The organism is Kitasatospora sp. NPDC048296, from assembly GCF_043201815.1.
Classification (GTDB): domain Bacteria; phylum Actinomycetota; class Actinomycetes; order Streptomycetales; family Streptomycetaceae; genus Kitasatospora.
In genome coordinates this window covers 133,881-152,947 of sequence record NZ_JBICZB010000001.1, presented here as the reverse complement: position 1 = coordinate 152,947, position 19,067 = coordinate 133,881, and the positions used below count along the sequence as shown (strand labels likewise).

General features: G+C 70.3%; 21 protein-coding genes. 13 read left to right on the top strand and 8 right to left on the bottom strand.

Annotated features, from left to right (window positions below):
• The first annotated feature begins 78 nt into the window (after positions 1-78).
• Positions 79-744, top strand: coding sequence for a nitroreductase (locus ACGF12_RS00730; protein ID WP_393023470.1), 666 nt, complete (start codon positions 79-81; stop codon positions 742-744).
• Between the two features lie 183 nt (positions 745-927).
• Here ACGF12_RS00730 and ACGF12_RS00725 read toward each other — a convergent pair whose 3' ends face one another.
• Complete coding sequence (locus ACGF12_RS00725; protein ID WP_393023467.1) at positions 928-1,548, bottom strand: hypothetical protein; 621 nt, start codon at positions 1,546-1,548, stop codon at positions 928-930.
• Between the two features lie 103 nt (positions 1,549-1,651).
• On the opposite strand from ACGF12_RS00725, the gene ACGF12_RS00720 reads away from it, so the two are divergent.
• The gene (locus ACGF12_RS00720; protein ID WP_393023464.1) at positions 1,652-2,581 is read left to right on the top strand and encodes a hypothetical protein; all 930 of its coding nucleotides are present in this window, start codon (positions 1,652-1,654) and stop codon (positions 2,579-2,581) included.
• A gap of 94 nt (positions 2,582-2,675) precedes the next feature.
• Here the strand turns inward: ACGF12_RS00720 and ACGF12_RS00715 are convergent, their stop codons facing one another.
• A complete protein-coding gene (locus ACGF12_RS00715; RefSeq protein WP_393023462.1) occupies positions 2,676-4,022 on the bottom strand; it encodes a transcriptional regulator in 1,347 nt (448 codons plus the stop codon).
• A 163-nt stretch (positions 4,023-4,185) separates the two neighbouring features.
• Here ACGF12_RS00715 and ACGF12_RS00710 point away from each other — a divergent pair, with 163 nt between their 5' ends.
• The 8 genes from ACGF12_RS00710 to ACGF12_RS00675 all read left to right on the top strand — a co-directional run bounded on the left by ACGF12_RS00710 (position 4,186) and on the right by ACGF12_RS00675 (position 11,751).
• Entirely contained in the window at positions 4,186-4,401 is a 216-nt protein-coding gene (locus tag ACGF12_RS00710; RefSeq protein WP_393023460.1) for a hypothetical protein, read from the top strand.
• A 74-nt stretch (positions 4,402-4,475) separates the two neighbouring features.
• Entirely contained in the window at positions 4,476-5,519 is a 1,044-nt protein-coding gene (locus ACGF12_RS00705; protein WP_393023458.1) for a UDP-glucuronic acid decarboxylase family protein, read from the top strand.
• Complete coding sequence (locus tag ACGF12_RS00700; RefSeq protein ID WP_393023456.1) at positions 5,516-6,394, top strand: glycosyltransferase family 8 protein; 879 nt, start codon at positions 5,516-5,518, stop codon at positions 6,392-6,394. The genes ACGF12_RS00705 and ACGF12_RS00700 overlap by 4 nt, the downstream gene beginning before the upstream one ends.
• Complete coding sequence (locus ACGF12_RS00695; protein ID WP_393023453.1) at positions 6,391-7,947, top strand: glycosyltransferase; 1,557 nt, start codon at positions 6,391-6,393, stop codon at positions 7,945-7,947. The genes ACGF12_RS00700 and ACGF12_RS00695 overlap by 4 nt, the downstream gene beginning before the upstream one ends.
• Complete coding sequence (locus tag ACGF12_RS00690) at positions 7,944-8,588, top strand: dTMP kinase (RefSeq protein ID WP_393023450.1); 645 nt, start codon at positions 7,944-7,946, stop codon at positions 8,586-8,588. The genes ACGF12_RS00695 and ACGF12_RS00690 overlap by 4 nt, the downstream gene beginning before the upstream one ends.
• Positions 8,585-9,553 carry a Gfo/Idh/MocA family protein gene (locus ACGF12_RS00685; protein WP_393023448.1) on the top strand — a complete coding sequence of 323 codons (969 nt, stop codon included), beginning with the start codon at positions 8,585-8,587 and terminating at the stop codon, positions 9,551-9,553. Before ACGF12_RS00690 ends, ACGF12_RS00685 begins: the two co-directional genes overlap by 4 nt.
• Entirely contained in the window at positions 9,540-10,508 is a 969-nt protein-coding gene (locus ACGF12_RS00680) for a phosphotransferase family protein (protein ID WP_393023445.1), read from the top strand. Before ACGF12_RS00685 ends, ACGF12_RS00680 begins: the two co-directional genes overlap by 14 nt.
• 40 nt (positions 10,509-10,548) lie before the next feature.
• Positions 10,549-11,751: a DegT/DnrJ/EryC1/StrS family aminotransferase gene (locus tag ACGF12_RS00675; protein WP_393023443.1), complete on the top strand. Its 1,203-nt coding sequence runs from the start codon at positions 10,549-10,551 to the stop codon at positions 11,749-11,751.
• 77 nt (positions 11,752-11,828) lie between these two features.
• Here the strand turns inward: ACGF12_RS00675 and ACGF12_RS00670 are convergent, their stop codons facing one another.
• The 4 genes from ACGF12_RS00670 to ACGF12_RS00655 are packed head-to-tail and all read right to left on the bottom strand — an operon-like array spanning position 11,829 to position 13,936.
• On the bottom strand, positions 11,829-12,332 hold the full coding sequence (locus ACGF12_RS00670) for a GNAT family N-acetyltransferase (protein WP_393023440.1): 504 nt from the start codon (positions 12,330-12,332) through the stop codon (positions 11,829-11,831).
• Positions 12,329-12,748 carry an arsenate reductase ArsC gene (locus ACGF12_RS00665; RefSeq protein ID WP_393023437.1) on the bottom strand — a complete coding sequence of 140 codons (420 nt, stop codon included), beginning with the start codon at positions 12,746-12,748 and terminating at the stop codon, positions 12,329-12,331. The genes ACGF12_RS00670 and ACGF12_RS00665 overlap by 4 nt, the downstream gene beginning before the upstream one ends.
• Before the next feature lie 46 nt (positions 12,749-12,794).
• A complete protein-coding gene (locus tag ACGF12_RS00660) occupies positions 12,795-13,535 on the bottom strand; it encodes an aquaporin (protein WP_393023435.1) in 741 nt (246 codons plus the stop codon).
• 5 nt (positions 13,536-13,540) lie between these two features.
• A complete protein-coding gene (locus ACGF12_RS00655) occupies positions 13,541-13,936 on the bottom strand; it encodes an ArsR/SmtB family transcription factor (protein ID WP_393023432.1) in 396 nt (131 codons plus the stop codon).
• An 88-nt stretch (positions 13,937-14,024) separates the two neighbouring features.
• Between ACGF12_RS00655 and ACGF12_RS00650 the strand changes: the two genes are divergently transcribed.
• Positions 14,025-14,531 carry an ArsI/CadI family heavy metal resistance metalloenzyme gene (locus ACGF12_RS00650; protein WP_393023430.1) on the top strand — a complete coding sequence of 169 codons (507 nt, stop codon included), beginning with the start codon at positions 14,025-14,027 and terminating at the stop codon, positions 14,529-14,531.
• A gap of 26 nt (positions 14,532-14,557) precedes the next feature.
• Here the strand turns inward: ACGF12_RS00650 and ACGF12_RS00645 are convergent, their stop codons facing one another.
• Positions 14,558-15,619, bottom strand: a complete 1,062-nt coding sequence (locus tag ACGF12_RS00645) for a homoserine kinase (protein WP_393023428.1) — start codon at positions 15,617-15,619, stop codon at positions 14,558-14,560.
• Between the two features lie 213 nt (positions 15,620-15,832).
• Between ACGF12_RS00645 and ACGF12_RS00640 the strand changes: the two genes are divergently transcribed.
• Positions 15,833-16,792: a hypothetical protein gene (locus tag ACGF12_RS00640; protein WP_393023425.1), complete on the top strand. Its 960-nt coding sequence runs from the start codon at positions 15,833-15,835 to the stop codon at positions 16,790-16,792.
• A 33-nt stretch (positions 16,793-16,825) separates the two neighbouring features.
• On the opposite strand, the gene ACGF12_RS00635 is transcribed toward ACGF12_RS00640, so the two are convergent.
• A complete protein-coding gene (locus ACGF12_RS00635; protein WP_393023422.1) occupies positions 16,826-17,986 on the bottom strand; it encodes a pyridoxal phosphate-dependent aminotransferase in 1,161 nt (386 codons plus the stop codon).
• A gap of 98 nt (positions 17,987-18,084) precedes the next feature.
• Between ACGF12_RS00635 and ACGF12_RS00630 the strand changes: the two genes are divergently transcribed.
• Complete coding sequence (locus ACGF12_RS00630) at positions 18,085-19,059, top strand: hypothetical protein (protein ID WP_393023419.1); 975 nt, start codon at positions 18,085-18,087, stop codon at positions 19,057-19,059.
• The last annotated feature ends 8 nt before the right edge of the window (positions 19,060-19,067 follow it).

Sequence of the window (19,067 nt, the reverse complement as noted above, 5' to 3'; positions counted from 1 at the left end):
AGCATGAGCCCCGATGAACTCCTTGCGTGCTGATGGGGGTAGAGAGGTGGTTGCCGTTGAGCGAGAGGACGAGAAGACGTGGATGTGTATGAAGCCGTGGACAGCCGCCGGGCCGTGCGGGCGTTCAGCGATGCGCCGGTGTCCCAAGAGGTACTCGAACGCGTGCTAGCTGCCGCGACGAGGGCTCCGTCCAGCGGGAACCTCCAGCCGTGGCATCTCTATGTCGTGACCGGCGAGCCCTTGGCCGAACTAAAGAGGCGCACGACGGCCAGGGCACTGGCCGGAGACCTGGGCGATGAGCGCGAGTATCCGATGTACCCGGCCGAACTGAACTCGCCGTATCTGGACCGCTTTTCATCTGCGGCCGCCCAGCGGTACGAGGCTCTGGGGATCGAGCGCGACGACCCCGATAGGCCCAAGAAGATCGCCGCCTTGAACTCGGAGGCGTTCGGGGCGCCAGTCGTGCTGTTCTGCTACCTCGACCGGACGATGGGGCCCGGACAGTGGGGAGACGCGGGGATGTACCTGCAGACGGTCATGCTGCTGCTGAGGGCGGAAGGGTTGCACAGCTGCCCCCAGGTGATGTGGACGATGTACCGCAAGACGGTCAGCCAGATCGTTGGAGTCGATGACGGGCTCATGCTGTTCTGCGGTGTCGCGGTGGGATTCGAGAAGGAAGACGTGCCGCCGCTGCGGACAGGGCGGGCGGACATGACAGAAACCGTGAGCTTCATCGGAGTGTGACCGCCAGGCGGTTCCGGGCGGTCCGCGCGGATGGCCCGGAGCCGACTGGCGAATACCGCCGCCCGCCACCCGTTCGAGGCGCCGGACCAGAGTCACACCAGCCCCTCGCACCAGCCAACTTTAAGAGATGGCGCAGGCTCCGTGATCGACATCAGGGGAACGCGACACAGCCGGTTCGGTCGGCTACCGGGGCGATAGAGGTGGCTTGGTCATGTACATCTTGATGACTGAGGCCGGCACCGGGATCGGTTCGTAGGGGGCGATGGCCTCCGCGATCACCTGGGCCAGTTCGTCGATCGTCCGTACCACGTACCTGGGCGGGGTGATCCAGATGCGTGGAGTGGCGTCCCGGCCGTCGGTGTTGTGGATGATCTGGGCGTAGAAGTGTCCGAGACTCTCTTCCCAGCCCCACGTGCTGTAGCGCTCCCAGCCCGGCATCGCGAAGTCGTGGAGACCGCTGACGTTCTCGGCCGTGACCGGCTGGGGAATTGGCGAGTGCTTATCGGTGTACGACGGCCCGTAGACGATCTCCCAGGTCCCGTCGGAGTGCTCGAGCACGTCCATCTTCACGTGCTGCTTCAGCCGATGCAGTTGCTGGCGGAACTCCTCAGCGGTGAACCCGGCCCGGGCGGCGAGCGCCGGCAGGTCGGCCTCGGTGACGTCCAGGCCCATGATCTCGGGGATCTCGTGGCCCCACATGCTGCTCGTGGGCTCGGTGTACTCGGCCAGGACCAGGAGCACCCGCCTGGTAAGCGGGTCGGTGACGCCGAGCCGCTGCACGTACTTGATGGCCTGATCGCTCACTCGAGATCCATCCCTGCGTTCCCGGATTGCCTGGTCGGCACCTGGTGGATCACGCTACCGCGAGCGGTGTATGACTGAGTGTCAATCGACAGGTGGGGGGACCATGGCGATCGTACGAACCGATCGGGAAGTCGAGAGCGACGTCGCTGATGTCGTGTCGGCGTTGGCGTCGATGGGGGCCGAGGAAGCGGACCTCACGCGAACCACGGAGGCGCTGCGAGCGTTCTGGCGGGCACGGGTCCGGTACAGATCGTTGATCTGGCCTGTCAGGGCGCTTCTCCTGATCAGCTGCCTCGTTGCGCTCGTGTCGATCTTCGATATCCACCCCCACGCTGGAGCGCACGGCATTGGCGCACTTGCTGGGCCCCTCGCTCTGTGGTTCGCATGCATGCTCGGGGTCTGCGTCAATTTCGCGGCCATGCGGTTCATAATGCGGACGATCGTCAACGACAGCGCCGACGTCGAACGCTTCGAGGTGATTCGCTGGGCAACGCTCGCGGTGGCCTCCTGCGGGCATGCGTTCGGCGTCTCCCCCGTTGATCGAGCCGTTTCTCTTCGCTGGATCAGCCACCAGTGCGCTGGGATGGAGCAAGCACTGCGGAAGTCGCACAGGACCACCCAGCACACCAGGTACTTCTCCCCACGTCGGAAGGAGATCCGGGTTCATGCGGCCCGGGTGATCGGTGCGTTGCGGCAGGCCGAAGCCAAGTTGGACTCCGATCCGGACGGCGCGCTTCGTGAGCTGGCAGTCATGCTCGTGACCATCTCCGAGAACTACGCGGCGGGGAAGTACACGGCTCTTCTTCCCGAGGACCAACTCGAGCAAGCTCGCGCCGCACGGGACTGGGACCGCGTCTGGTTCCTGGGGGCCTGGATCTTGTCCCTGGGCCTCGCGTGGGCAGTCTCCCAGCTCGACCTTCCGGAGATTGCCAAGGCACCGATCACGCTCCTAGCGACAGTGTCGCCCTTCATCGCCCGCTGGGGCATCGAGGGTGGATTCAGCCGCTTTGCGCTGACGAAGGGGCCGCAGTAGTCGCTGGCGTCTTGCTGTCGGGGCGAGGGTCGTGGAGCTGCAGTCCGCGTTGCGTAGGCCCAGCGCTGGGTGATTCTTTTGTGGTCCGCGCGAGTCACGCCGCCATGGCGGGAAGCGCCCGCAGGCGCTCGCGGAACTCGGCGACGGCAGGCTCGGCGCCGTACGGCCTGAGATAGCCCTCGAACTTGGTGAGGCGGCTGACGGCGCGCACGGAGTGGACCTGCGTTTCGAGGAGCCCGAGGCCGCGGCTGGCGGCGTCGAGGGCGCCGTCCAGGTCCTTGCCAGCGAGGCGCGCGGTGGCGAGACGGCCCGCGCGGACGGCCTGGTCACGGGGGACGGCGTGGTCGATGGAGGAGGCGAGAGCACTGGTGGCCCGGTCGACCTGGCCCGCGCGGAGCATGACCTTGCCCTCGGTGGAGCTGAGCTGGGCGTCGCCGTACCAGGAGAGCCAGCTCGGGAGCTGGTCGCCGCCGTTCTTGGACCACAGGTCGTGGGCGCGGTTGAGGGCGGAGCCGGCCTTCTGGTGCTGGCCGTCGCGGGACAGGCTCTCGGCGTGGTGAAGTTCGAGGTAGCTTCGCACGCCGGGCTGCATCGCGGCGGGGGTGTTGGCGAGCGCGGTCTCGACCTGGGCGACGCGCTCGGCGGGGTTGCCGGCGTCGGAGAGGTGGACGCCCATCTCGGCGAGCAGGAAGCCGCCGAGGGCGTCGTCGCCGATGGTCTTGGCGGCGCGGAGGGCGCCGAGGTAGTACTGCTGGCCCGCTGAGCGCAGGCCGCTGTCGTAGGCCATCCATCCGGCGATGTAGTTGACCTGGGCGGCCAGACCGAGCAGGCGGGCCTCGACGGCTTCGGAGTGGCGGCCGTGCTTGAGCAGGGTCGTGATGATGGCGAGGTCGCCTCGGGCCTGTTCGATGAGGCGGGCGCCGCCCATCTGCGCGTCCAGGGTCTGGAGGGTGGCGACGCGAGCTTCGAGGGTGTCGACCATGGAGTCCGTCACCTGGTCGCCACCCAGGGCGGAGGCGAACGCTGGCGAGGCGGAGGCCCAGCTCGCGGCGACGGTGGCCATGGCGGCCCCGGTGATGGTGAGAAAGCCCCGCCGATCCATATGCCCACTCCTGACCAGTTCCACCAGTACGTCCACGGTACCGGCCTTTGTCCACGGCGCCGTGATGCCGGTCACTTCCCAGACCGGGAGCCACCTGGGCCACGGATTGGCAACCAGGGTACGGGGATTGACGCCGAGGAGGTCGGCCAGAACGAACTGCGCGTCGGGCTCGGGCTCCTGGCCCTGCTCCCACTTCCACACCAGTGTCCGGTTGGTCGCCAGGTGGATCTTCAGCGCGGCGCCGTGGTCGCGCATCATGCGCGCGAACTGGATCTTTCCCCAGCCGCGTAACCGCATCAGATGGGTGAGTGGGTGGACTGCCAGAACGTCTGAGTTCATCTCAACCCCCCGGCGATTCATGACCTGTTGGTGAGCGTACTGCTACCCGCTGTGGTGCGGGCCGCATCGAGGAGAAACCCCCCAGAAACGTTCCGGGTTGCGCGGCGGCACGGCGACGCTGTACCGCACCGTCCGGCTCCGGAAGCCGACGAGGGGAGGAGCCATGGAGCCAGTCGAGAGGCCACATCAGAGCCATCAGGGCAGGCACCGCGGCGCACACCGCGACCCGGTGGGGACAGCGCTCACCGTGCTGTGGGGCCTGGGCCACGTCGTCACGCTCGCGCTGCTCGGGGTCGCCGCCGACCACCAGCTCAGCACCGATCACCCGGTCGCGGCACCGCCCGCACGGTCCCTTCCCGATCACGACCCGGACGTCTGAAGCCCGGGCCCACGCTGCCGCGACGGCCCTTCGTGAACCCCGCTACCCGCCCGACGACTTGGAGGACACGCACCGTGCCACGCCTGCAAGCACCACCGATTCTTCCGTGCGATCCGGCGGCCTCGGCCGAACCCGGCGTCTTCGCCCGCCGCACCGCGGTCGTCACCGGTGCCGCCGGGTTCATCGGCTCGCACCTGTGCGAGCGCCTGCTGGACCTCGGGGCCGAGGTGGTCGGCATCGACAACCTGCTGACCGGCCGCCTCGACAACCTATCCAACCTGCGCTCGGCCGGCGGCTTCCGCTTCCAGGCCGACGACGTGACTCGACCCTTCACGGTGGCCGGTCCGGTGGACTTCGTCTTCCACCTGGCCTCGCCCGCCTCGCCGTTGGACTACGCCCGCCACCCGCTGGCCACGCTGAAGGTCGGCGCGATGGGCACCCTCAACGCCCTGGAGCTGGCCGACGCCAAGCACGCCCGGTTCCTGCTCGCGTCGACGTCCGAGGTGTACGGCGACCCGCTCGTCCACCCCCAGCCCGAGCAGTACTGGGGCAACGTCAACCCCGTCGGGCCCCGCAGTGTCTACGACGAGGCCAAGCGGTACGCCGAGGCCCTGACCTCCTGTTTCCAGCGCACCGGTAGCACCCGCACCCGCATCGTGCGGATCTTCAACACCTACGGCCCGAGGATGCGCGCCGACGACGGCCGCGCGGTGCCGGCCTTCATCCAGCAGGCGCTGGCGGGCGAGCCGATCACGGTCGCTGGCGACGGCAGCCAGACCCGCTCGCTGTGCTTCGTGGCCGACACCGTCGCCGGTCTGCTCGCCGCCACCATGGCAGAGCACGCCGACCCGGTGAACCTCGGCAACCCGCACGAGATCACCATGCTGCAGCTTGCCGAGGAGATCCGGGCGATGACCGGCTCCGCCTCCGCGATCACCTTCGTCCCGCTGCCCGCCGACGACCCCAAGCGCCGCTGCCCCGACATCAGCGCCGCCCGCGCCCACCTCGGCTGGGAGCCCACCACCCACCTGCGCGACGGCCTGCGCCAGACCCTCGACTGGGCCCAGCAGCACTTCCCCCGCCAGACCGCCGCCACCACCGGAAGGAGCGCCTCGTGAACACCGCCCCGCGCCCGCTGCCCGCGATCGTCTGCGGAGTCGACGACGGATACGCCCGCCCGCTGCGGACGCTGATGCACTCGATCGCCGCCGCCCACCCCGGCACCGTCGGCGAGCTTCGCCTGATCGTCCTCGACCAGCAGATCAGCGAGGCCAACCGGAAGGCGATCCTGCGGGACGCCGACCGCACCGGCCTGCGCACCGAGCTTCGGCCGGCGCCGGTGACCGACCCGCGCTACCCCGTCTCCGACTGGGTCAGCGGCGCGGTGTACGTACGCCTCGCCATCCCGGAGGTCATCCCCGACGAGCACCGGGTGCTGTACTTGGACGCCGACACCATGGTGCTCGGTGACCTCCGACCGCTGCTCGGGCAGTCCCTCGACGGGCGCCCGATCGGCGCGGTGCGCGACCCGCAGAACCCGGTCATCGGCCGCGGCATCCAGCTGCCCGGCTGGGACCAGTTCGGCGTCCCGTACGGCCGGGACTACTTCAACAGCGGCGTCATGCTCATCGACCTAGACCGCTGCCAGCAGCTCGGCGTCTTCGACCGCTCCCGGCAGTTCCTGTCCGAGCACCCCGACAAGGTCCGCTTCTGGGACCAGGATGCCCTGAACTGGGCCGTCGATGACAACTGGCAACGGCTGGACCGGCGATGGAACACCTTCGCCATGTCGCCGCAGGCCGCGCAGCCCGGCTTCATCCACTACGCCGAGGCCGACAGCCCGCTCGCCCAGCTCCTCCAGGACGAGAAGACCGCCGCCCTCGTGCACTTCGCCGGCCCCGACAAGCCCTGGCAGGACACCTACCCGGCCGGCCAACTCCGGGACACCTACCGCCTGTTCCACGACTATGTCGCCGACGGCGGCACCAAGTGACCACGAAACGACGCAAGCCGCTGTGGCGAAGCACGGCCTGGTGGATCGCCGCCGCCGTGGCCGCGCGCAATGTCAACGGGCTGCGGCAGGTCTGCCGGACGCTGGCCTGGGCCGACCAGCCCGTGTCAGCCGGGAACCGGAGGGCGGTGGAGCCGATGGTGCTGCACGTCATCGTCCCGGTGCTGCGGGAACAACAGCAGATCGCCGCCGCACTGGCCTGGTTCGTCCCTCTCCTGCGCGACCTCCCCGGCTCGACGCTGTCCCTGGTGACCACGGCTCGCGAGGAGGCCGAGCGGCAGCACCTGGCCGCCCGGCTGGCGGGGGCGACGGCGGCCGACCTCACGGTGGAGCGCTTCCCGCAGCTGACCGGCGGCGAGCTGACCGCCCTTGGCAAGGCCCTGACCGGCACCGGCGAGGGCTCGCTGACCGGCGCCTTGGCCGCCGAGGTGCTGTCCGGCTTCCCCACCACGGCGGACGTCGTCACGGCGGAACTCGCACGCCTGCCGGAGCCCGACCCGCTGATCCGGCACGTCCACTACCGGGGCGACGGACGCAAGGCCGCACAGGTGAATGCCGCCGTCGAACAACTCACCACCGCAGACGCAGACCAGGAGTACATCGCCGTCTACGACGTGGACTCCCGCCCGAGCCGCGAGCTGCTGGAGCGGACCGCCGAATTCCTTGCCCGCCGCCGGGCCGACGACGGCGAACTCCCATGCGTTGTCCAGCAGTCCGCCCGCTTCGCCACCCAGGGTGCGGCCGGCACCTGGTGGGAGCAGAGCCTGTGCCGAGGCGCCGCCCGAGCCCAGACCCTGTGGACCCTCCGCCGCGAAATCCCCAACCTCCGCCAGCACGCCGACGCCGCCCGCCGTCCGCACACCGGCCCCGGCCTGCCGGGGCTGGCCCAGACCGTCGGCCACGGCCTCCTCGTTCGCATGGATGTCTTCCGGCAGGTCGGCGGCCTGCCCACCTTCACCGTCCTCGACGACGTCGCCTTCGGCTACCGGCTCACCCTGGACGGCATCCCGGTGGACAGCCTGCCCTTCACCACCACCGTGCCGGCGGCCGAGTACGTGAGCGAGCTACTGGTCCAGAGCGAGCGCTGGTTCCAGAGCTACCTCGACTACCCGCAGTGCGCCGCCCGTTGGCACACCGATGGCCACGGCCGCCGCCGCGACCACGCGGCGGCCCTGACCATCGGCACCTACCGGGGCATGGCCTGGCTGCTGGTCTCGCCCGCCACCGCGCTCTGCCTGACCGTCGTGCTCGGCTCGCGCACGCGCCTGCCCGTCAGGGTGGCCGCCGCGACGGCACTCTGGGCGGCCACCGTCGCACCGGTCCGCGCACTCGCCGCGGCCGAAGGGCGCCCCCTGACGGTGCGGGAGACCGCCGTGCGGAGCGCGGAGACGCTGGCCGGGCTCCTCCTCAAGAGCGTCGGCCCGCTGACGGCCCTCGGCCGCTGGGCCGCCACCGGCACCCGGCAGACCACGCTCGCCCCCAAAACCAACCGACGCACCACCCCATCCACCACCACGGACAGGGAGTTCGCGTGATCCTCGGCATCGAGGGCGTCAGCTGCGTCGGCAAGACCACGCTGGCCGCCCAGCTCGCCCCCCACCTCCACCAGCCCGCCGTCATCCCCTGCTACTACCACGCCAGCCCCGACCCAACCCTGCTGCCGACCCCAGAGCCGTTCACCGCCGAGCACCAACTGGCCAACATCGCCCAGTTCCTGGACGTCGAGGACCTGCGGCTCACCCGGGCCAGGCAAGCCCTCGCCGAGGGCCGGGACGTGATCCTCGACCGCACCGTGGACACCCTCCTCGCCCACGCCCACGCCGTCGGCCGGATACACGGATTCGACTGCGACGACCAGGCCCGGCGCCTGGCCACCAGCCGGCCGGTGGCGATGCCCGACCTGACGATCGTGCTCACCGCTGACCCGGACCTGCTCGCCAGCCGAGCCCGCCTGCGCAAGGGCATGCCGACGATCTTCTACGACCGCCACTTCAGCGAGCACTTCAACGCCTACCTCGCCCACCCGCTCGCCCCGGCCGTCGCCCTGCTCGACGCCGACTGCGGCTCGCTCGACGACCTCACCGCCCGTGCCCTCGACCACGTCTACCGCCACCAGGCCGCCAAGCACCGGCCCAGCCCGGCCCCCGGGCCGCACTCGCTCAAGGAGGCTTCGTGAAGGCCGCGATCATCGGCTGCGGCGCCATCGCCAGCCGCTGGGTCCGCTCCCTGCTCGCCGACGGTCGCATCGAGATCACCGCCCTCGTCGACCCCGACCAGCAGGCGGCACGGGTGCTCGCCGCCCGCTACGGGCTGAGCCCGGCCGTCGCCACGACGCTCCCCGAGACGCTCGCCCAGGCCGAGGCCGATGTCGTCGTCAACCTCACCCCGCCCGAACTCCACTACCCCGTCAGCCGTTCGGCGCTCGCCCAGGGCCTGCATGTCCTGACCGAGAAGCCGCTGTCCCTGAACCTGCCCGACGCCCTCGACCTCGTCCACCTCGCCCGTGAGCGCGGCCTGCTGCTGGCGGTCATGCACAACCGGGGCACTGACCCGGACTTCCTCGCCTTCGCCGACACGGTCCGCTCCGGCGGACATGCGCCCTTCGCCGTCACCGCCGACACCCTGGTTACCCTGCCTGGCCCGGGCTTCCGCAGCGGCCAGCACCTGCCCGTCACTACGGACCTCGCCGTCCACGCCTTCGACCAGGTCCGCGCGCTGATCACCGCACCGCCCACCGAAGTGACCTGCACCGAGACGGCGACCGGCTTCCTCGCGGCCCACAGCGCGATCGCCGCGATCACCGTCCACTTCGCCGACGGCTCCCTGTTCACCTACCGAGGCGGCTACATCGTCGACCAGGCCCTGCGGACCGACGCGAACGGCGACTGGCGCGTGGAGGGCCGGGGCTTCGCCGCAAGGTGGGCCCCGGACCCCCACCGGGCGCGGAACGCCCCCGAGGCCGGGCCGCTGGCCTACCAGCGGTGCATCACCGCGATGGTCGACGCCCTCCACCAGGACGGCCTCCTGCCGGTGCCCGCCGCCGGCAACCTCGCCTCCATCGCCCTGCTGGACGCCGCCCTGGCCTCGGCCACCAGCCGCCGACCCGTCCCCGTGCCGGAGGTGCCCGATGCCCGCCCCTGACACTGTGATCAGCCGCCCTCACCCGCTGCTGGTCGACGCGCTCGCCGCGGCCGGCTTCGACGCCACCAACGCACGCTTCGCCCCGCTCAAGTTCGGAACGGACAGCCTCCCCTTCGCGGCCACCACCCGCCACGGCCACCAACTGGTCGTCAAGGTCCGCCGCGCGGGCAGCCGCTCCCGCTACCCGACCGCCGCCTGGGCCTCGGCCCGCATGCGCGAAGCCGGTATCCCGGCCGCCGAGATCCTCTGGCACAGCCGGGAAGCGTGCGTGGAGACCCGCTGCCCCGGCCGCCCCCTCGAAGCCGAACCGCCCACGCCGCAGGACCTGGACGCGGCGAGGTGCGCGGGCGTGATGCTCCGGCGCCTGCACACCATCGAGGTCGGCAGCTTCGGCCAGCTTGACGGCCACGGCATCGGCCAGCACACCACCATCCAGGGCTGGTTCCTCGGCCTCGCGCCCCGCAACATCCCGAGCATCGACGGCCTCGACCTGCCCCGGCTGCTGCAACGGACCCGCTTCATCCTCGACGTCGGATCGGGCCGCCTGCCCCGCAGCACGCCCCGGCTCCTGCACGGCGACTGGGTCGGCCGGCACCTGTTCACCGACGACCGGCAGATCACCGGCGTCGTCGACCTGGAGAGCGTGCGCGGCGGCGACCCGCTGGCCGAACTCGCCGGCTGGTCGCTGCGCGAACCCGCCCCGATGACCGAGGCCCTGCTCGACGGCTACTTCGACGGCCCGATCCCCGCCGACCGCCTGCTGCCGCTGGTCCTGTTCCGCCTTCGCATCGCCTACTCGCTGCTGCACTTCCACGCCTCCTGCGACGACCAGGACATGGTCCGGCTGCGGGCCGCCCAGCTCCAGGCCGACCTCGACGACCTCGACCACGGCCACCTCGCCGCCATCCCCCGCATCACCCCCGATGCCGCGTCGAACGCGCGCCGCCGCCCGTAAGCCGCCCAGCATCCTGTTGCCCATGCCCGGAAGGACACCCGTGAACGACCCCGCCGTCACCCTCCCGTTCCCCCGCGAGCCCAAGTACGGGCAGGCCGAGAAGGAGGCCGTCCTCAAGCTCCTCGACGACGGTCACCTCTCCGAGATCAACCTCGGCCCGGCCACCAACGCCCTCGAAGCCGCCTTCGCCCGCCTCACCGGCACCCGCCACGCGCTGTCGTTCAACTCCGGCACCGCGTCCCTGCACGCCGCCCTCCACGCGGTGGGCGCAGGCCCCGAGGCCGGTGTGGCCGTCTCCCCGATGACCTGGGTCTCCGCCATCACCGCCGTCTTCCAGGCCGGCAGCTACCCCGTCTTCTGCGACATCGAGCCGGACAGCCCGAACATCGCCGCCACCGCCGTCGCCGAGGCGGCCGGTGCCTGCTCGGCGGTCCTGGCCACCCACACCTGGGGCATCCCCGCCCGCATGGACCAGTTGGCCACGGCCACCGAAGCGCCGATCGTCGAGGACTGCTCGCACGCCCACGGAGCCCTCTACCAGGGCCGGGCGGTCGGCTCCTGGGGTGCGGCCGGATGCTTCAGCCTCCAGGAGTCCAAGGCCGTCTCCGGCGGCGAGGGCGGCGTCCTGACCACCATGGACCGGGGGGTCTACGAGCGGGCCCTCACCCTCGGCCACCACCCCGCCAGGCTGGCCGCCGAGCTCACCCTGCCCGAACTGCAGCCGTTCGCCACCACCGGGGCCGCCTACAAGTACCGGATGCCCGCCCTGTCCGCCGTCATCGCCCGCCAGCAGCTGCGATCACTGCCCGACCGCATGCTGGCCGCCGAGCAGAACCTCGCCACCCTCCGCAAGGCGCTGGAGGAGTACGACGTACCCGTTGCCTGGCCCGCGATCGGCGAGCTCTCTGTCCGTGGCTGGTACGGCACCCCGCTGACGATCAGCGCCCGCGTGCCGGACCCGGCGGAATTGAGCAAGCGGTTCAAGGCCGCTGGCGTCCCCGTCCGCTCTCTGTACGAGGACTGGACACAGGCGCCGCTGCTGCAACGCCCGGACCTGGCCGCCCACTTCTGGCCACACGTGGCCCGTAGCCCCTACCGGCCGCCGACCCGCGAGGAACTGCCGAACTACCACAAGGCGATGCGGCAGATGATCGTCCTCAAGGTGCCGCAGATCCTCGCCCCGGACTACATGGAGCAGGTGGCCGAAGCCCTCGCCGGGGTTCTGGGTCGCACAGTCATCTAGGCGGTGCGGCAAAGGACTTCATGCCGCACCCTTGCCGATGGTTTGTTAGCCATGCGGGTCATGTCTGGGGCGTGGGCTCAGGCCACGGCGGGGCTGCGGCGCTCGACCAGGACGACGTCGCGCCAGCGGCCGTCCTGCCGTCCGAGACGCTCGCGGGTTCCGACCACGCGGAAGCCGGCGTGGGCGTGGAGGGCGAGGCTGGCGGTGTTCTCGGGGAAGATGCCGGACTGCACGGTCCAGATCCCGGCGGCGTCGGTCGAAGCCAGCAGCGCCTCCAGCAGGGCCAGGCCCACGCCGCGGCCTCGGGCGTCGGGGTGGACGTAGACGGAGTGCTCGACGACCCCGGCGTACGCGCACCGGTCGGAGACCGGCACCACGGCGGCCCAGCCGAGCACCCTGCCGCTGCTGTCGACGGTGACGAGACGGTGCTCGGGCAGGCGGGAGGCGTCGAAGATCTCCCAGGTGGGTGCAGTGGTCTCGAACGTGGCGTCGCCTCCGTCGATCCCGGCCTGGTAGATCGCTAGAACCTGCTCGGCATGCTCGGGGAGCATCGCGGTGACAGTCACCGGGGCGTCGGTCATACGGCGGCCTCGATGCCGAGTTCGGCGAGCAGGGTGCGGATGCGCTGCTCGATCTGGTCGCGGATCGGACGGACGGCATCGACGCCCTGGCCGGCCGGGTCGTCGAGCTTCCAGTCCAGGTAGCGCTTGCCGGGGAAGTACGGGCAGGCGTCGCCGCAGCCCATGGTGATCACCGCGTCGGACGCCTCGACGGCCTCGACGGTGAGGACCTTCGGCACCTCGGCGGAGATGTCGATGCCGATCTCCCGCATGGCTTCGACCACGGCCGGGTTCACGGTGTCGGCCGGGGCGGAGCCGGCAGAGCGGACCTGCACGCGGTCGCCGCCGAGGTGGGTGAGGAAGGCGGCGGCCATCTGGGAGCGGCCGGCGTTGTGGACGCAGACGAACAGCACGGACGGGACGGCGGGAGTACTCACGAGCGGGTTCCTTCGGCAGGAGCGGGAGAGAGAAGGTGGGGCAGCGTCAGCGGCCGGAGGCGACCGGGGTGTGCTCGCCGTGCGGGACGACCACGTCGTCCTCGGTGGCGGGCGCGGACCGGCCGAACAGCAGCGCGACCAAGGCGACGCCTGCGGCGAGGCCGACCAGCTGGGCGGCGATGAACGGCAGGAGTGAGCCGGGGGCGATGCCGGCGAAGGTGTCGGTGAACGTCCGCCCGATTGTCACCGCCGGGTTGGCGAAGCTGGTGGAGGAGGTGAACCAGTACGCCGCGCCGATGTAGGAGGCGACCGCGACCGGCGCGAAGTGCGCTCGCCCGGCGCGGGCCAGGCCGAAGATCAGCAGAACCAGCCCGGCGGTGGCCACGACCTCGCCCAGCCACAGGTGTGGGGCCGACCGGTCGTGGGTGGACCAGCGCACCAGCGGCTCGGCGAACATCGCGTCCGCCAGCACCGCGCCGCCGATCGCCCCGGCGATCTGCGCCGGGATGTAGGCGGCGGCCTCGCGCAGGGTCGGCCCGTCTCCGTTGTGGCGGCCGGTCCACCAGGCGGCCAGGGTGACCACGGGGTTGAAGTGGGCGCCGGAGACCGGCCCGAGCAAGGCGATCAGCACGCCAAGGCCGAAGACGGTGGCCAGGGAGTTGGCCAGAAGCTGCACGCCGACATCCTGGGACAGCTTGGTGGCCTGGATGCCCGAGCCGACCACGACCGCGACCAGCGCGCCAGTCCCGACGAACTCCACCGCCGCCCGGCGGCCGAGCGGTGCCATCTACGTCATCTCGCACCCCCGGCGGGGATCTCGGCCGTACCGGTCGGGGCCTGGAGCAGTGCGGAGAGCCTGGCGAGCGCGGCGGGCAGCACCCAGTAGTAGACCCAGGTGCCGCGCCGCTCGGAGCCGACCAGCCCGGCCTCGCGCAGCACCTTGAGGTGGTGGGAGATCGTCGGCTGGGACACGTCGAACGGGCCGGTCAGGTCACAGACGCACGCCTCGCCGCCCTCATGCGAGGCGATCAACGACAGCAGCCGCAGCCGAACCGGGTCCGACAGCGCCTTGAACATCCGCGCCAGGTCGACGGCGGCCTCCTCGCCCAGCGGCTCACGGACCATCGGCGAGCAGCAAGCGATCGCCGCGTCGCCCTGGTCGAGCACCTTCAACTCCAGATTCGACATGTGTCTATGTTGACGCTCATCTAATCGGGTGGCAAGCTCGACTGTATCGACAGACGTCGATACAAGACCTCGGATCGGGGAGACCGCCATGTCCCGTGTTCAGCTCGCCCTGCGCGTCGCCGACCTCGAAGGCTCCATCGCCTTCTACTCCAAGCTGTTCGGCACCGAGCCCGCCAAGCGCCGCCCCGGCTACGCGAACTTCGCGATCACCGAGCCCCCGCTTAAGCTCGTCCTCATCGAGGGCGAGGCCGGCGAGGAGACCCGCCTGGACCACCTCGGCGTCGAGGTGGAGAGCACCGAGCAGGTGACCGCCGCGACCACCCGGCTCCAGGAGGCCGGCCTGGCCACCTTCGAGGAGAACGACACCTCCTGCTGCTATGCGCTCCAGGACAAGGTCTGGGTCCAAGGCCCCGGGAAGGAGCCCTGGGAGGTGTACGTGGTCAAGGCCGACGCCGACACCCTCGACAAGGCCATCAGCGCGCCGGAAGCCTGCTGCGGCACCACCGCCTGCTGCACCCCCGACGAGCAGGCCATCGACCCGGCCCGGACCCCGGTCGAGGCGAAGGCTGCCGCCGGGTGTGCATGCGGCAGCTGACCAGGCGGGCGATAGCCAGGGAGCGGTTACGGCATGGCCGCGAACGCCTCCTGCACCACCTCGCGCCGCTCGGTCCACCATGCCAGGAACCGTTCGGCGGGCAGGAACAGATGGTCGCACGAGTGGTCGTCGCGGTCATAGTGGAAGGCCAGTTGCCAGTAGTCCGACATGCGCTTCCACCACAGCCGCTCCACCGCGTCCGCCAGGGCCGGCACCGGGATCGGCACCACCGACCGGTAGCCGGCCACGAACGTCGCGGTCCGTTCCAGGTCCAGGAAGCCGTCTTCACCGCCGAACTGCACGGTGGCGGTTCGGGCGACCTCCTCGCCGAACGGGCGCACGCGGATGCGGTCCCAGTCGATCACCCCGGCGATCTTGCCGTCGCGCCACAGCACGTTGCGGTGTTGCACGTCCCCGTGCGTCCAACCGACCGGGCCCGCCGCCACCTCGGTCGCGGGGCGTTCGCTGCCGTACTTGTCGAGCAGCACCTTGCGCTCGCCCAGCGCCTGGGCTGCCTCGGCATCGAAGGCCGCCGGGCCCTCCATGCCAGCGATCAGCGCCAGGAAGCGGTCCGCCTCGGCGTGCGCCGCGCCCGGGGTGGTCACCGGGGCGGCCAACGGCTCCGAACCCGGCGGCAGCAGGCGGGCGATCCGCTCGTCGTTCAGGCTCCGGTGGATCTGGCCGAGAAGGACACCGAGATCCGCCGCCTGGTCCAGGGTGAGCTCCGTCCCGGGCTGGTGGCCGCCTTCTAGCCAGGGGATCAGGCAGTAGCCTCGGCCCGCGACCTCCGCCACGGTCTTGCCGGAGGAGGTGGTCATCGGCCGCCCGACCGGGACTCCTGCGTCCGCTAGCTCGGACAGGACCGCCAGGTTCCGGCGGGCGAGCGGCAGCGGCACGTCCATGATCCGCTTCAGCGCGAACGCGCCCTCGGCCGTCTCCAGCCGCCAGTTGCCGTTCATCAGGCCGTTGGGCAGGAAGCGGCACGCCCGGACCTCACCGAGCCCAAAGGACCCGCAGAGGACCCCCAGATCCTCCTCGATGTTGCTGTAGCGCGAGCCACACGAGGCGTCGTCCATCGCTTCCGTCACCCAAAGCAGGCTAGCGGAGCGGAGACGCAGACGCGGCCGGTTCGAGCACTGTGGGCCGTGGTGTCGATAGGTGTCGGATGTGATCAAGACCGCTGCGGCAAGGGGCCCTTGCTGTGGCAAGTGACGTGGTACGTTCCGTGGTCCAACCGAAAATAGGCGACCCCGGCGGTGCGCTAACACCCCGGGGTCCGGCAACAGGAGCTCTAACTCCCGATGCGCGTCCATCGTAGCGCCCACGTGCGCAACTTCACGGTGCTGCCCAACTGCATGCTGCAGTACCGGCAGCTGTCCTACACCGCCCGCGGCCTGCTCGCGGACCTCCTCTCCCGTCCGGACGGCTGGCGCGAGGACGGCCGGCACATGGCCGACACCAGCCCCCAGGGACGCGGTGCGATCCGCAAGGCCCTGAAGGAGCTGACCGGCGCCGGGTTCTATCGGGTCGAGAAGATCCGCATGCCCGACGGCACGATCCGCACCGAGACCCACGTGTACGACACCCCGCAGCTCGCCCTGCCGGGTGTCACCCGTCCGGTCTCCGGTGAAGCGACCACCGGCGGTACTGACGCCCTTCCAAAGGACCGGCACCAAGAACCCTCCCTCCCCACTGGCCCTGCGAACGGCCAGGCGACCACCGACGGGGCGGTCGAGGAGCCGGGAGGGCGGGAGGAGGACCGCCAGGAGACCAAGGACGCTCCGGCGGTGCCGGACGAGCAGCTCCGCGAGGCGGTCGCCACGCTGTTCCGGGTGATCCGCCCGGAGCCCCGTCTGCGCCTCGGCGAGGTCGAAGCGCGCACACTCGCACCCCTGGTCGCCCAGTGGCTGGAGCGCGGCGCGAGCCACGCCGACCTCGCCGCCGCCCTGCTGCCTGGCCTGCCCACCCCGGTGCACTCGCCGACAGCGGTGCTCCGCAACCGCCTGGAGCGCAAGATGCCGCCCGTACCGGCCCCCGTTCGCCCAGCAGCGGCCCGGTACGCCGAGTGCGCCAAGTGCCACGACCCAGTGCCCCAGCCGGGCATCTGCCGCCCGTGCGCGGGCCTTCCAGCCCGGACCGTCGCGGTCGGCACGGGCGAGACTGTCACCCGCAGCGGGGCGTCCCGAGCCCGAGCCGCGCTGAACGCCGCCAGGGCCGGGCTGGGCGTCAGGCCCGCTACGGCCGCTGCCGCTACCAGGTAGGGGCAGGGCGCGGTGCGGTCTCGGCCGGAGCGGTCAGAGCTGCCGGAGCCGCGCTACGGCCTCACCGAGAACATCATCGCGCTTGCAGAACGTGAACCGCACAAGGCTCTGCCCAGCCTCGGCGTTGTCATAGAAGACGGCGTTGGGGATGGCGACGACGCCACAGCGCTCGGGGAGGCTTCGGCAGAACTCGATGCCGTCCTTCTCGCCGAGTGGCGTGATGTCGGTGGTGATGAAGTACGTGCCATGGGGCTCGAACACGGCGAAGCCGGCGGCTGCCAGCCCGTCGGAGAGTAGGTCCCGCTTGCGAAGCATGTCGGCCCGAAAGCCCTCGAAGTAGCTGTCGGGGAGACGGAGTGCCTCGGCGACGGCGTACTGGAACGGACCGGCGCTGACGTAGGTGAGGTACTGCTTGGCAGTACGGACAGCTGAAACCAAGGCCGGGCTCGCGGAGACCCAACCAACCTTCCAACCCGTGAAGGAGAAGGTCTTGCCGGCCGACGAGATGGAAACCGTCCGCTCGCGCATGCCCGGTAGAGCAGCGATTGGGTGGTGCCCGCCGCTGAAGACCAGGTGTTCGTAGACCTCGTCGGTGATCACAAGAAGGTCGTGCTCGACGGCGAGCTTGGCAATGGCGGCGAGCTCCTCCGGGGTGAGGACGAGGCCGGTGGGGTTGTGCGGGGTGTTGATCAATAGCAGCCGGGTGCGCGGGGTGATCAGAGCACGCAGCTCGTCCAGGTCCGGGCGGAAGGAGGGTGCACGCAGGGTGAGCGGGACGCGGGTAGCGCCGGCCATCGCGATGCAGGCGGCGTACGAGTCGTAGAACGGCTCGAAGGCCACCACCTCGTCGCCGGGCTCCAGCAGGGCGAGCAGCGCGGCGGCGAGCGCCTCGGTGGCGCCGGCGGTGACCAAGACCTCGGTGTCCGGGTCGTACGTCAGTCCGTAGAAGCGCTGCTGGTGCTCGGCGATGGCGTGCCGCAGCTCAGGGATGCCAGGACCAGGGGGGTACTGGTTGCCCTGGCCGTTCAGCACGGCGCGTGCGGCGGCCTCGGCGACCTCGCGCGGCCCGTCGGTGTCCGGGAATCCCTGCCCGAGGTTGATCGAACCGGTAGCGACAGCCAGCGCTGACATCTCCGCGAAGATCGTTGTCCCCATGCCCGCCAGCCGGCGGTTCAACAGCGGCCTAGCACTCAATTCCGGCTCCTCACGGCTCGTAGTCAGCCCATCATCGCAGCGAGCGGAGCAGGAACAAGTCCCTTACGTGGCTGGTGCAGCGGAGATCGCATGTAGAGGTGGCCACTTGGAGCGTGGTGGGGCTGTGGTTCGAGTGGAAGTACTGCATCAGCCGTACAGCAGCGGTCCACACGGCTACGCTGCAGAGCTGCGGTGAGCGGCTGGCCCGAGACGGGGGAGGCGCCATGGACTCACGTGTGTGGGTGCAAGGCCACTATCGAGATAGGCCGCGACGGCCTTCCGGGACTTCAGGATGGCCTGTCGTCGCCATTGGTGTGGTGGTCATATGGGTCTGGGGAGCTGGCGACACCAAGGGGAGCCCATCCGAGACTGGCGCGTGGACGCCGCCATTGTGGCTGTGGATCGTCATCGGAACTGCGTTCGTGCTGGTAGCGGGTGCTTTGTCCGTCTACCTGTGGAAGCGCGTTCGCAGAGAGAACGCTCAGCTCCTTGCCGCGGAGGAAGCGAGGGCCGCCGAGCGTGCACTCGCTGAGCAGCAGCTTGCTGACCTCAAACAAGTCACGCCCCTTGCAACCCTATTGGAGCTGAATAGGGAGCAGATCGATCAGTATCACCGGATTGCTACCGATCAGGCGGACATGTCCTTCCGATCGTCTCAGCGGGCAATGTGGTTGGGGCTGCTCGTAGTAGTGAGTTGCGTGGCAGGCGGCGTCTACCTCAAGGGCGCAGATGTGAAGATCTTCATGGGCGCAATCGCCCTGGTGGGAGCATCGCTGTCGGCCTTCCTGAACCGCACATACCTCCGCATGTACGGTCAGACACTCAGCCAGCTCAACAGGTACTTCGAGCAGCCAGTCCTAACTGGCTACTACCTGACTGCGGAGCGCCTCGCTGAGGATTTGGAGCCCAGGGCGAAGGACGAGGTCCGACGGCAGATCATCACTCAGGTGCTCGGTGCCAGCAACAGGTTGGCCAAAGGCGAACCGGGCGCAAGAGGAAGGCGTCATCGGCCTAGGCGTGCCCGCAAGGAAACGGTTGACGGTGCGGAGCAACCAGCGCCACTGTCAGACTAGTTGGTTAG

Coding starts and splice junctions, on each gene's coding strand:
- ACGF12_RS00720 (WP_393023464.1), top strand. CDS start 1,652: ATGGCGATCGTACGAACCGATCGGGAAGTCGAGAGCGACGTCGCTGAT.
- ACGF12_RS00715 (WP_393023462.1), bottom strand. CDS start 4,022: ATGAACTCAGACGTTCTGGCAGTCCACCCACTCACCCATCTGATGCGG.
- ACGF12_RS00710 (WP_393023460.1), top strand. CDS start 4,186: ATGGAGCCAGTCGAGAGGCCACATCAGAGCCATCAGGGCAGGCACCGC.
- ACGF12_RS00680 (WP_393023445.1), top strand. CDS start 9,540: ATGCCCGCCCCTGACACTGTGATCAGCCGCCCTCACCCGCTGCTGGTC.
- ACGF12_RS00670 (WP_393023440.1), bottom strand. CDS start 12,332: ATGACCGACGCCCCGGTGACTGTCACCGCGATGCTCCCCGAGCATGCC.
- ACGF12_RS00660 (WP_393023435.1), bottom strand. CDS start 13,535: ATGGCACCGCTCGGCCGCCGGGCGGCGGTGGAGTTCGTCGGGACTGGC.
- ACGF12_RS00655 (WP_393023432.1), bottom strand. CDS start 13,936: ATGTCGAATCTGGAGTTGAAGGTGCTCGACCAGGGCGACGCGGCGATC.
- ACGF12_RS00650 (WP_393023430.1), top strand. CDS start 14,025: ATGTCCCGTGTTCAGCTCGCCCTGCGCGTCGCCGACCTCGAAGGCTCC.
- ACGF12_RS00640 (WP_393023425.1), top strand. CDS start 15,833: ATGCGCGTCCATCGTAGCGCCCACGTGCGCAACTTCACGGTGCTGCCC.